At 69.2% G+C, this 12,057-nt stretch carries 11 protein-coding genes; 2 read left to right on the top strand and 9 right to left on the bottom strand.

Annotated features, from left to right (window positions below; translation table 11 throughout):
* Window positions 1-269: 269 nt before the first annotated feature.
* The 3 genes from AC3WQR_RS28875 to AC3WQR_RS28885 form a co-directional block, all read right to left on the bottom strand.
* The gene (locus tag AC3WQR_RS28875; protein WP_492745375.1) at window positions 270-929 is read right to left on the bottom strand and encodes an aspartate/glutamate racemase family protein; all 660 of its coding nucleotides are present in this window, start codon (window positions 927-929) and stop codon (window positions 270-272) included.
* A gap of 47 nt (window positions 930-976) precedes the next feature.
* Window positions 977-2,431 (bottom strand): MFS transporter, encoded by a 1,455-nt coding sequence (locus tag AC3WQR_RS28880; protein ID WP_139703123.1) that lies wholly within the window; start codon window positions 2,429-2,431, stop codon window positions 977-979.
* Window positions 2,432-2,703: 272 nt separating this feature from the next.
* Window positions 2,704-3,240: a peroxiredoxin-like family protein gene (locus tag AC3WQR_RS28885; protein WP_492745379.1), complete on the bottom strand. Its 537-nt coding sequence runs from the start codon at window positions 3,238-3,240 to the stop codon at window positions 2,704-2,706.
* A 119-nt stretch (window positions 3,241-3,359) separates the two neighbouring features.
* Between AC3WQR_RS28885 and AC3WQR_RS28890 the strand changes: the two genes are divergently transcribed.
* Window positions 3,360-4,013, top strand: a complete 654-nt coding sequence (locus AC3WQR_RS28890) for a TetR/AcrR family transcriptional regulator (RefSeq protein ID WP_492745381.1) — start codon at window positions 3,360-3,362, stop codon at window positions 4,011-4,013.
* Between the two features lie 6 nt (window positions 4,014-4,019).
* On the opposite strand, the gene AC3WQR_RS28895 is transcribed toward AC3WQR_RS28890, so the two are convergent.
* The 5 genes from AC3WQR_RS28895 to AC3WQR_RS28915 are packed head-to-tail and all read right to left on the bottom strand — an operon-like array spanning window position 4,020 to window position 10,206.
* Window positions 4,020-5,051 carry an acyl-CoA dehydrogenase family protein gene (locus AC3WQR_RS28895; RefSeq protein WP_492745383.1) on the bottom strand — a complete coding sequence of 344 codons (1,032 nt, stop codon included), beginning with the start codon at window positions 5,049-5,051 and terminating at the stop codon, window positions 4,020-4,022.
* A 24-nt stretch (window positions 5,052-5,075) separates the two neighbouring features.
* Window positions 5,076-6,266: an acyl-CoA dehydrogenase family protein gene (locus AC3WQR_RS28900; protein WP_492745385.1), complete on the bottom strand. Its 1,191-nt coding sequence runs from the start codon at window positions 6,264-6,266 to the stop codon at window positions 5,076-5,078.
* A 40-nt stretch (window positions 6,267-6,306) separates the two neighbouring features.
* Window positions 6,307-7,275 (bottom strand): tripartite tricarboxylate transporter substrate binding protein, encoded by a 969-nt coding sequence (locus AC3WQR_RS28905; protein ID WP_354346306.1) that lies wholly within the window; start codon window positions 7,273-7,275, stop codon window positions 6,307-6,309.
* 39 nt (window positions 7,276-7,314) lie between these two features.
* Window positions 7,315-9,402, bottom strand: coding sequence for an acetate--CoA ligase family protein (locus tag AC3WQR_RS28910; protein ID WP_492745387.1), 2,088 nt, complete (start codon window positions 9,400-9,402; stop codon window positions 7,315-7,317).
* Window positions 9,403-9,408: 6 nt separating this feature from the next.
* A complete protein-coding gene (locus tag AC3WQR_RS28915) occupies window positions 9,409-10,206 on the bottom strand; it encodes an enoyl-CoA hydratase (protein WP_492745389.1) in 798 nt (265 codons plus the stop codon).
* Window positions 10,207-10,296: 90 nt separating this feature from the next.
* Between AC3WQR_RS28915 and AC3WQR_RS28920 the strand changes: the two genes are divergently transcribed.
* On the top strand, window positions 10,297-11,058 hold the full coding sequence (locus tag AC3WQR_RS28920) for an IclR family transcriptional regulator (protein WP_492745391.1): 762 nt from the start codon (window positions 10,297-10,299) through the stop codon (window positions 11,056-11,058).
* A gap of 26 nt (window positions 11,059-11,084) precedes the next feature.
* Here the strand turns inward: AC3WQR_RS28920 and AC3WQR_RS28925 are convergent, their stop codons facing one another.
* A complete protein-coding gene (locus tag AC3WQR_RS28925; RefSeq protein ID WP_062480494.1) occupies window positions 11,085-11,921 on the bottom strand; it encodes a MurR/RpiR family transcriptional regulator in 837 nt (278 codons plus the stop codon).
* Window positions 11,922-12,057: the final 136 nt, after the last annotated feature.

Consider the following 12,057-nt stretch of genomic DNA (forward strand, 5'->3'; position numbering starts at 1 on the left):
GGCCAGGTCGAGTGCGGGAGCGTTGGATGTTTCCGGCGCGCGCTCGTGATGCGGCACGAGGACCAACTGGGGTGTCGCGGTTTGTGCGACGGCGCCGAGGGAAGAGAGAAGAAGAAAAGCGAGGAAAGCGGAACGCGGTCGAAGGTGAGGCATGCAAAAAAGAAAGCGAACGATGCGGCTTGCCCGATGTTTGCGGACAAGTGTGTCGTTTCATTCTAGAAGGCGTTCATTGCCAAAACGCCTTGCACCTCATCGCCGCGACGATCGGCTCACGGCGAGACCGCGAGCTTCGAACACAGCAGCCGCATCGCCGCACCGATCGGTGCGATCACCGGCACGTCGAAGCGCGGCGCGAGCGCGAGCGCGGCCTGCCCGAGCGGACCGCCGCCGATGATCACGGCCTGCGCGCCGTCGTCGTCGATGCAGCGTTGCACGGCCTGCGCCAATGCGTCTTCGAGCGCCTTCGCATCGGCCGCGAGCGCGCGCGGATCGCCCTGCGTCAGGCGAATGCCGCTGTACTGCGCGCGCAACCCGAGCGCGGCCGCGCGCGCCTCGATGGGCACCACGAGGTCGGGCGTGACGGTGGCGATGCCGAAGCGCCGCCCGCCCTCGCCCGCCGCGAGCATCGAGGCTTCGGCGATGCCGACCACGGGCACGCCGACCTCGCGCCGCAACAGCGCCACGCCGGGGTCGCCGAAGGCGCTGACGATCACGCCGTCCCAGCCCTCGCCTGCCGCCGCGCGCCACACCTTCAGCACCTCGAGCGCGGCCGCATTCAGCTCGTCTTCGTTGACGATCATCGGCGGGCCCTGCACCGCCGTGCGGCCGGTCACGCGGCAACCGGCGGGCGCTTCGGCGGACGCGATGCCGACCATCATGTCGGTGGTGGCGACGGAGGCGTTGGGGTTGATGAGCAGGATGTCGGGCATGCGGAAAGGCGCTTTCTTTTGTCTGGAGAGACCGGTCGTTGCGTGGCTCAGTTCGAGCGGGCCAGCGTCGCGCCCGGTGCGCGGTCTTCGGCCTCGGCCTCGCCGGGCAGCGGCAGCGCATCGGGCGACTGGCCGTAGGTCTCGGGCACGCACTGCACGCTGGCCACGAACACCGCGTACATCGCGGCGGCCAGGCCGAACACGCCGACCAGCCCGAAGCTGTCGAACAGGCGCCCCGCCACCAGCGGCATCAGCGCGCCGGCGGCCGTGCCCGTGGCCAGGATGAAGGCCGTGCCGAAGGCGCGCACGCGCGTCGGGTACAGCTCGGGCGCGAAGATCCAGATGGTCGTGTTGAGCAGCAGCACGAAGAACTGGAACACCGCGCCCGCGATGAGGATCACGACGATGCTCTTGGCGACGAAGCCGATGGTCAGCGCCGCGAGGCAGGCGCACACGGCGCCGGCTGTCAGCACGCGCTTGCGCGGAAAGTGAAAGCCCAGCAGCGAGGCCGCGATGGCGCCCAGCAGGCTACCGCCCTGCATCACCATCGTGAACAGCAGGCTCTTGGACATGCTGTAGCCCAGCGTCACGAGGATGGTCGGCATCAGCGTGAGCACCGAGATCTGCGCGCCATAGGTCATCCAGATCGTGATGCACAGCGGCACCGTGCGTCGCGCCAGCGCGCCGCGGAAGATCTCGGTCACGCGCACCTTCGGCCGGGCGGCCTGCGCGAGCGTGCCGTCGTCGGTGATGTAGGGGTGCGGCGCCGCCGGCTTGCCCGACAGCCGCCCCGAGGCGAGGCGCGACAGCACCGCGTTGGTTTCCTTCACACGGCCCTGCGACAGCAGGAAGCGCGGCGTCTCGGGGATGTAGCGGCGGTAGAAGGCACCCAGCAGCGCCGGCACCATGAGGCAGGCGAACAGCCAGCGCCAGGCGTTGTCGCCCGGGAACATCCAGAACACCAGCAGGCCGAAGCCCGGCGCCAGGAAGTTGCCGAGCCCGCCCGCGCCCACGTTGACCATCCCCACCGCCGTGCCGCGGAACTTGGTGGAGCAGAACTCGGCCAGCATCGTGACCGCAATGGCGATCTCGCCGCCCAGCCCGAAGCCCACCACCGCGCGGCCCAGCGCCATCACCGTGAAGTTGGGTGCCATCGCGCAGATGCCCGCGCCGAGCGTGAACAGCAGCAGGTCGATCGACAGCATCACGCGCCGGCCGTAGCGGTCGGCGATGAAGCCCGAAATGATCCGTCCGATGGCCGCGCAGGCAAAGGTGACGGTGTTCAGGAAGCCGATGTCGGAGGCGCTCAGCCCCCACTGCTCGCGCAGCATCGGGCCGACGATGCCTACCGCGTTCTGCTCGAAGGCATCGAACAGGCAGCCGATGAGGATCAGGAAAATGATCGTGTGGTGCGAGCGCGTGACGCCGATGGTGTCGAGCGCGCGATCGAGCTCCGCGACTCGGGGCGAGTCGGGCCCGGAAGAAAGTGCAGGTCCAGCCATGAGAAACCTCTGAAGAAGGAATGAAGTGCTTGCTTGCGCGTGGCAGCCCGATGTCGCGGATCGCATCGTAGGTCGCATCACGTCTGAATGGCATATGGATTTCACCTACTTTGAATAATTGAAATTCAAATTTCATTCAGTTGCGAGCGGCTGCAAGCTTCATGCCGGGTGGTTTTCGGGCCTGGAAGACGGGTTCTCCGGGGTTGGACTGGCAAGTGGCGCCCGAGCGCACCTGCAGCGTGCGCTGGCGCACCGCAGGTGTGCGCCTCTGTCTAGGAACTCGCGGCGCCGGCCAGCACCAGCAGTTCGTCGACCTCCCAATGGTCGTCCGCGTGCCCGCCGTACTTGACGGCGACCACGGTGCCCCGCGCGTCGATGAGCACGTCGGCCGGCAAGCCCGTGATGCCGTTCTCCGCCTTCCTGTAGAAGCGGCCCGTCGCGAGCACCCAGCGCAGGCCGCTCCAGAAGACGCGCGGATGCAGGAACGCCAGCCGCGAGGTTTCCACGCCGAAGCGTCGGTAGTGCGCCTTGGCAGGGTCGGCCACGCAGTCGAACGGCAGCTGCGCCTGGTACTTGCGCATCTCCTGCGCGGACGAGTGAAAGAGCACGACCTCGCGGATGCCCGCCGCCGCCAGCTCGCCCTGCCTTCGGGCAAAGGTCATCAGATGGAAGTTGCAGACCGGGCAGCCCGCGAAGCGGCGAAACTGCAGGTGGACCCAGCGCGAACCGGCGTCCGGCAGCTGCAAGGGCTTTCCGTGGATCGTTTCCAGGGCCGTGGCGGGCACCACATCGCCGGGCGAGAACTTCATCGATGATCCTTCAGGAAGGGTTGCGAAGACGCCGGGCCGGGCGGCTGGAAAGCGTCTTTCGATTTTTAAGTACACTGTACGTTTATTACTTTACAACCCCTTCGAGAACGGAGTCAAGCGTGGGACGTCCCGCCAAATTCACCCGTGAACAGCTCCAGCAGGCCGCGCTGGCGCTGGTCGATGCGGACGGCCTCTCCGGCCTGACCATGCGCGCGCTCGCGAGCCGGCTCGAAACCGGCGCGATGACGCTCTACAACTACGTCTCGCAGCGCGAGGAGCTGGAGATGCTGGTGGTCGAGGCGGTGCTGGGCAAGGTGCGCTGGGAGACCGACGACCGCCTGCCCTGGCATGAAGCGCTGGAGGACATCGCGGTCGCGCTGTGGCGCGTGATCCGCGACCATCCCCATGTGATTCCGCTGATCCTCACGAAGCGCAGCCGCTCGCCCGCGGTGTTCGAAGTGACCGAAGCCCTGCTGCGCACGCTGGCCCACAGCGGCCGCAGCGGCGCCCGCCTGCTCGTGGGTTTCCGCGCCGTGTCCGCGCTCATCATGGGCGCCGCACAGGCGGAGCTCGCCGGGCCGCTCACGCTGCAGGCCGACGAATCGCCCGACGACACCATCGCGCGGTTCCAGGCCCTGCCGCCGGACCGGTTCCCGCACCTGATCGAGATCGCGACCGCCGCCACGGCCAGCGATGCGGAGACCGAGTTCCGGGCGAGCCTGTCGCTGCTGATCGATGGCCTGCGCGCAGACGCTCCTGCGGCGCAGGCCTGAAGCCGGTCAGGCCAGGGCCAGCGCCTCGACCTGGTCCAGCGCGCGCGAGGCACCGCCCAGGCGCGTCGCCAGGTGCTGCGCGCGCTTCAGGTACAGGTGCGCGTCGTGCTCCCAGGTGAAGCCCATGCCGCCATGCACCTGGATGGCCGTGCGCGTGGCCTGCTGCGCGCCTTCGATGGCCGTGAACTCGGCCGCGGCGCAGGCAAAGCGCCAGTCGGGCAGGCCGCCGTCGAGCGCGGCAGCGGCGTAGCGCACGGCCAGGCGCGCGTTGTCCACGCCCATCCACGCGTTGGCGAGTTGGTGCTTGATGGCCTGGTAGCTGCCGATGGGCTTGCCGAACTGCACACGTTCGCGGGCGTAGGCGCTGGCGAGGTCGAGTGCGGCCTGTGCGACGCCGACGAGTTCCGCCGACAGCGCGACGCGGTGGGCGGCGCGCACGCGGGCACGTGATTCGGGGGCGATGGGCAGCGTCTCCCACGCGAGTGACGGCGCGGGAGCCGCCGGCGCTTGTCGCAACGTGGGATCGAGCGCATCGGATGCCGCGCCCTCTGGCATCGGCTGCAGCGCCACGCGCAGCGGCGCGGTGTCGTCATGCCAGCCCTGCACCACCACGAGGTCCGACGCCTGCCCCGCGTGGTCGATCCAGCCATCACCGTCCGCGATGCACTGGAAGGCACGCTCGCCCGCCATCGCCGCACGCACCCCCTCGCGCAACGCATCAGGCGGTGCCTCACCACACGCCTGCAGCCACAGCGGCAACAGCACGGCGCTGCCGGCCAGCGGCAAGTTCAACAGCTGCTGGCCTGCGGCCTCGGCCACGATGCAGGCCTCGCTCATGCCGAGCCCCAGGCCGTCGTGCGCCTCGGGCACCAGCAGTGCCATCCAGCCCATGCCGGCCATGTCGGCCCACAGCGACTGCTGCGTGGCATCGGTCCAGGGCAAGGCGTGCCGTGCGCGCGCGAGCGGGTGGTGGTCGGCGAAGAAACGGTGGGCCGACGCGTGCAGCATCTGCTGCTCGTCGTTCAATGCGAAATCCATGGCGGGTCGTGTCGTCGTCTTCAATCAGTTCTTGGGCAGGCCCAGCATCTGCTCGGCCAGGATGTTGCGCTGCACTTCGGACGTGCCCGCCAGGATGGTTTCGGCGCGCGTCCACAGGTAGTCGCGCACCCAGGCCGCTGCCTGCGGGTCGGCACCCGTGGACTCGGGGCCGGCCAGCGCGCGCTCGCCCAGCACTTCCATGGCGGTGGCGAGCAGCTTCTGGTGCGACTCGCTCCAGTGCAGCTTGGTCGACGAGCCCTCGGGCCCCGGCGGGCCGCCGCGCATCGCGTGCGTGAGCGCGCGGTACGACTTGAGCTTGAGCACGTGGCTGTCGACCGCCAGCCGCGCGAGGTCGCGCCGCAGGTGCGGGCAATCGAGCGCGGGGCGTCCGCCCCTTTGCACGCCGGCCGCCAGCCGCGTGAGCGCGCCCAGCTCCTGCGTGAAGCGCACCTGGCGCGGAATGAAGTAGGTGCCGCGCTCGAAGCTCGCGGCCGCCATCGCCAGGCGCCAGCCGCCGTTCTCTTCACCCACGAGCGCGTCGAGCGGCACCTTCACGTCCTCGAAGAAGACCTCGTTGAAGTCCGACTCGCCCGTGATCTGGCGGATGGGTTCCACGCGCACGCCGGGGCTCTTCATGTCGACCAGCAGGAAGCTGATTCCCTTGTGGCGCGCGGCCGCGGCGTCGGTGCGCGCGAGCACGAAGCAGTGGTCGGCAATGTGGGCGAACGAGGTCCACACCTTGTGGCCGTTGAGCACGTAGTGGTCGCCGCGCCGCTCGGCGCGCGTGGACAACGCCGCAAGGTCGGAGCCCGCGCCGGGCTCCGAGTAGCCCTGGCACCAGATCTCGCGGTTGCTCAGGATGCCGGGCAGGTAGCGGGCCTTCTGCGCCTCGTTCGCGAAGTGGATCAGCGTGGGCGCCAGGATGCCGTGGCCGATGATGTTCACGCCCAGCGGCGCGCCGATGCGGGCCTGCTCCTCGTGGAAGATGGCCTGCCGCGTGAGCGGCCAGGCCTTGCCCCCGTGGGCCTCGGGCCAGCCCAGGCCGGACCAGCCGGCCTGGCACACGTGGTCTTCCCAGGCGCGGCGCCAGGTCAGCTCGTTGGCGTCGGGGGTGCCCCCGGGCCAGGCCGCGACGAAGCGCGGATAGTGCGTCTCGAACCAGTCGCGCAACGTGAGGCGGAAGGCTTCGTCTTGCGCCGAGTAACCCACTTGCATGCTTGTCTGCTTTCTCGTTCTTGCTGATGGTTCGCGGGTGTCAGTCGGCCTTGGCGCCGGAGTCTTTAATGACCTTCGCCCACTTCACGATGTCCTTGCGCAGGAAGGCGGCGAACTCCTCGGGCTTGTTGCCGATGATGTCCAGGCCCAGGCTGCGGAACTTGTCCTTCACCTCGGGCTCCTTGAGCACCTCTTGCAGCTCGTCGTACAGCTTGTTCACGACCGCCGGGGGCGTCTTCGCCGGTGCGACCACGCCCAGCCACGGCATGGCCTCGTAGCCGGGCAGGCCCGACTCGGCGACGGTGGGCGTATCGGGCAGCGACTGCGAGCGCTGCGCCGTGGTCACGGCCAAGAGGCGCACCTTGCCGTCCTTGATGAAGGGGCCCGAGGACGCGTACGCGTCGAACATCACCTGCAGCTGGCCGCCGATCATGTCGGTGAGCGCGGGCGCGCTGCCCTTGTACGGGATGTGCTGCATCTTCACGCCGGCCACGCTGTTGAAGAGCTCGGCCTCCAGGTGCGTCGACGTGCCCGCGCCCACCGAGCCGTAGTTGGCCTTGTTGGGGTTGGCCTTGAGCCAGCTCACGAGCTCGCCCACGTTCTTCGCCGGAATGCTCGGATGCACCACCAGCACGTGCACCACCGAAGCCACCTGCGAGACCGGCGCGAAGTCTTTCACCGGGTCGTAGTTGACCTTGCTGTACAGGCTGGGCGCGATGCCCAGCGACGAGGCCGCGAGCAGCAGCGTGTGGCCATCGGGCGCGGCCTTGGCCACGTACTCCGAGGCGATCATGGTGCCGGCGCCGGGCTTGTTCTCCACCAGCACGGGCTGGCCCAGGCGCTTGTGCAGCCGCTCGGCCAGCAGGCGCGACATGATGTCGGCCGCGCCGCCGGGCGAGAACGGCACGACGAGCGTGACGGGCTTGGTCGGGTAGGTCTGCGCCGCGGCGGGGCCGCCCGCCAGAGCGGCGGCGGCCAGGGCCACGCAGGCCAGTGCTTTCTTGAACATGGGATGTCTCCTGTCTCTGTCGATGGTTGTGGTTGTGTCTTACGAAGCCAGGACCAGCGCGTCGAGCGCGCGCACGCCCTGGCCCTGTTCCTTCACGAGCAGCGGGTTGACCTCGACCTCGTCTGCCTGTTCCTGCAGCGCCAGCACGGCGCGTGAAAATCCGGCGATGGCGCGGCACGCGGCCTCGACGTCGCCCAGCGGCCGGCCGCGGTAGCCCGTGAGCAGCGGAAAGGCCTTGAGCTCGCCCAGCATGTCGCGCGCCATCGCTTCGTCGACCGGCAGCACGCGGTGGCTCACGTCCTTATACAGCTCGGTGAGCACGCCGCCCAGGCCCACGGTCAGCGTCATGCCGAACACCGGGTCGCGCGTGGCGCCGAGGATGAGCTCGGCCTGCCCTGCTTCCATCTTCTGCAGCAGCGCGCCGTCGATCTGCGCCGTGGGCGCGTAGGCGCGCGCCGAGGCCATCACCTCGTCGAAGGCCTTGCGCACCTCCTGCGCATTGCCCAGCCGCAGGCGCACGCCACCGGCCTCGGTTTTGTGCGCGATGTCGGCACTGAGCACCTTCAGCACAACCGGAAAGCCCAGCCGCCCGGCCACCGCCGCAGCTTCGTCGGCGGTGCGCGCCACGGCCTCGTCGACCGGCTGCACGCCGAACTCCGCGAGGTAGCGCTTGGTGGTGTGCTCGTCGGCGCGGCCCGCCAGCGTGGCGCGCGCGGGCGCGGGCTGGCTGCGCACCTGCAGCCAGGGGTTGTGCTTGCGCCGCTCCTGCCACAGCAGGAAGGGCGACAGCGCCGACACGGCCACGCCGATGTCCTCGAACACCGGCACGCCGCCCGCGCGCAACTGATCGCGCGTCTTCGCTGCGCCGGTGTCGATCGCGACGATCAGGCGCGGGTGCTTCTCGGCCACGGCGCACAGGTCGTCGGCCATGCGGTCGAGCATGTAGCCCGGCGCGTAGACCACGATGGCGTCGATGGCGTCGGACACGGCCAGCGCTTCCATCGCCGTGCGCACGAAGCCGGGGTCGTTCACCACGTTGCCCGTCACATCGACCGGGTTGGAGACCATGCCGTAGTCGGGAATGCCGGCGCGCAGCTGGTCCTGCAGCGGCTGCGGCAGCGTGGGCACGTCGAGCCCCTGGCCGATGAACTTGTCGGCCAGGATCGCGCCCAGCGCGCCCGAGATGGTGATGATCGCCACGCGCTTGCCGGCGCTGCGGTGCCGGTAGCCGGCCAGGTGCGCGAGCTGCGCCATCTGCGCGAAGTCGTGGCTCTGGATGATGTTGAGCTGGCGAAACGCGGCCTGGTAGATCTGCTGGTCGCCCGCCAGCGCCGAGGTGTGCGAGCGCACGGCCTCGGAGCCCTTCTCGGTCTCGCCGGCCTTGTAGAGGATGAGCAGCTTGTCGCGCCGCACGAACTCGGCCGCGGCCTCCATGAAGCGCGGGCCGTCGCGCAGTTCCTCGATGTAGCCGATGCCCACCTCGGTGGCGTCGTCCTGCGCTAGGTACTCGAGGTACTGCGCGAAGTCCACGCAGGCTTCGTTGCCGGTGTTGATGAAGTGGCTGAAGTCCACGCCCAGCCGGCGCGCAATGGCGTACACGGCCGCGCAGACGTTGCCGCTTTGCGTGAGCAGGCTCACGTGGCCCGGGCCCTGCTGCATCGGCGCGGTGTTGAACACCGAGGCGAAATTGGTGTGGGCCTGCGTGTTGAGGTTGGCAAAGCCCATGGCGTTCGGGCCCGCGACCACCATGTCGGTGGTGGCCACGAAGGCTTCCAGCTCGGCCTGCAGCGCGGCGCCCGCGTCACCGGCTTCGGCAAAGCCCGCGGCATACACGATGACGGCGCGCACGCCGCGCGCCTGGCAGCGATTGAGCATCGGCGTGACCTCGGCCGCGGCCAGTGCCAGCACCACCAGGTCGGGCGCGGCGGGCAGTGCTTCGAGGTCGGGCCAGCAGCGCAGGCCGAAGACTTCTTCGTACTTCGGGTTGATCGGGTAGATCGCGCCCCGGTAGCCGAATTTGGTGAGGTGCGCGAGCGGCATGCCGCCGATGCGCGCGGCATTGCCGCTGGCGCCGACCACGGCGATGGAGGCCGGATTCAGCAGGGGTTCGAGACGGTGCAAGGTCATCTTGATTCAGGCGGAGGCGGGGTTCTTCTGGATGGCCGAAGCCAGGCCACGGTCGCGGGCCGTGAGAAAGCCCTCGCTCAGGTGCGAGAGCTGGTGCGTGTCGAAGTGCGCGGCCAGCGCGGTGCGCAGGCCCTGCGCGTCGAGCGTGCGGTTGATCGAGCGCTTGATCAGGCGCAGCCCGAACGGCGGCGCCTTGGCGATCTGCTGCGCGAGCGCCAGTGCGGCATCGGCCAGTTCCGCATCGGGCACGACGCGGTTCACCATGCCGATGGCCTGCGCCTCCTGCGCCGACAGCTTGCCGCCGGTGTAGAGCATTTCCTTGGCCTTGCGCGCGCCCATCACCCAGGGGTGGATCAGCACCTCGGTGGCTGCCGCGCCCAGCGTGTGGCCCACGGGGTCGCTGAAGAAGGCCGACTCGCCCGCGACCACCAGGTCGCACATGTTGGCGATCATGAAACCGCCCGCCACGCAGGCGCCCTGCACCTGTGCGATGGTGGGCTTGGGAAAGTCCCAGATGCGCATCGAGTAGTCGAAGTAGCGCAGCTCTTCGTAGGCCCAGCGCTCTTCCACGGTGAAGTTCGCGCGCTCGGCCTGCGCCTGCTTGAGGTCGTGGCCGGCCGAGAAGTGCGCGCCCTTGCCGCCGAGCACCACGGCGTTCACCGTGTCGTCGCGCGCGGCGTCCTCGAAGGCGGCCATGAGCTCGTCCAGCATCTGCTGGCTCTGGGCGTTGCGCTGGGCGTCGCGGGCCAGCAGGATGCGGCGCACGGCGCCGTGGTGTTCGATTTCGAGGGTGTCGTACGCCATCGTGTGTCTCCGGGTCTGTGTCTGGGGCGGGGGCAGTTTAGACTTCGAAATTCCTGCATCCCAAACACTAATTCCAATTTTTCCCACTATATGGACGAACCCAGAGAGACCGCCGGCGCCCAGAGCCTGCGGCGCGCCCTGCAGCTGCTGCGCCTGCTGGCCGAGCACCACGAGGAAGGCATCAAGCTCACCGAGGTGATCGCCGCCTCGGGGCTGGAGCGCTCTACCGTGCACCGCCTGCTGTCGTGCCTGGCCGAGGAGCAGTTCGCCGAGCGCGACCCCGACGGCAAGGCCTACCGCCTGGGCATCGACGCCATGCAGCTGGGCTTTGCCTCGATGCGGCGCGTGCCGCTGGTGGACTCGTGCCGCGCGCTCATGCAAAAGCTCGCGCGCATGTCGGGCGACACCGTGTTCCTCGTGATCCGCCAGGGCGACTACTGCGTGTGCCTGCACCGCGAAGAGGGGCACTTTCCGGTGAAGGTGTTCACCACCGACGTCGGCGGGCGCCGCCTGCTGGGCCTGGGCGCGGGCGGGCTGGCGCTGATGGCCGCGCTGTCCGATGCCGAGATCGACCGCATCCTCGAGCGCCACACCGCCGAGTACGCGCAGGCCGGCTTCACCCGCGAGCGCATGAAGCAGGCTGTGAAGCGCACGCGCGCGGCGGGCCATGCGGACATCGTGGACACGCTCACCGAAGGGGTGTCGGGCGTGGGGCGCACGTTTGCGGCGTCGGCCACCACGTTGGCCGCGATCAGCTTCGGCGCGATCACGCCGCGGCTGCCGCCGGCGCGCAAGAAGGAGATGGCGCAGTTGTTGAAGACGCAGTTGCCGCGCAGCGAAGCGGCGAAGTAATCAGCGTCGAGGCCGCACGCGGCCTCTTAAAGCTCGCCGTTTTCCTCGTGCCCCAGCTCGATCGCCGCCAGCCGCTTGCGCCCGGCCGAGCCGGCGGCCTCGATCACCATCGTGGCGATCAGGTCGCACACGCCCATCACGGCCGCGTGGTTGTCGAGCAGCCCCGGGCCACGGCAGTCGCATTGCAGCGACCAGGTGGCGCCCGCGAAATCGGGCGAGGCGCGGTCGCTGATGTAGACGATCTTCGCGCCGACGCGCTGCGCGCCCGCGAGCAGCGTGTCGAGCTGGCGGGTCTGGCGGCGCGTGCCGAACACGATCACGCAGTCGCGCTCGCCCAGCCCCGCCAGGTGCTCGGCCAGCGTTTCGCCGGGTCCCGGAATGGCGGTGACGCGCGGCACCACCTGGATGATCTGCCAGCGCAGGTACAGCGCAAACGCGTGGCTGCTGCGCGTGCCGAAGATCAGCACCTGCCCCGCGCCGATGATCGCCTTCACGATCTCGGCCATCTGCTTGTCGCTCAGCCGCTCGAAGGTGCTCGCCAGGTTGGCCTGCGACTGCTGGAAGTGCGTGGCCACGAGGTGCCCGCGCTTGGAGGCTTCGGTGGCGTTCTGGAACAGCGGCGAGCCCGTCTGCTTTTCTTCGCGCACCTGGCGCCGCGCCTCTTCGTAGTTCTCGTAGCCGATGCGCCGGATGAAGCGGCTCACCGTGGAGGGCGACACGCCCGCCAGTTCCGCCAGTTCGTTGCCCGCATAGCTGGCCAACTCGCCGGGAAACTCCAGGACGAAATCGGCAAGCTGGCGTTCGGTCGCGGACAACTGGTCGAGCTGGCTGCGAACGCGGCGGACGAAGGAATCGGCGGACATGGGTGGGTGGTGGGAAGCGGCGCACGATGATGCCATGCCGCCCCTCGCAGCCTCAGGCAAACCCAGGCATTGGACTAAAGTCCCATGACGCCCCCCAAGCCACGCGTTACCTTGGGATCGCCACCTTCGGCGAGCC

The organism is Variovorax sp. FW305-3-2-15-B-LB1 (assembly GCF_058787635.1).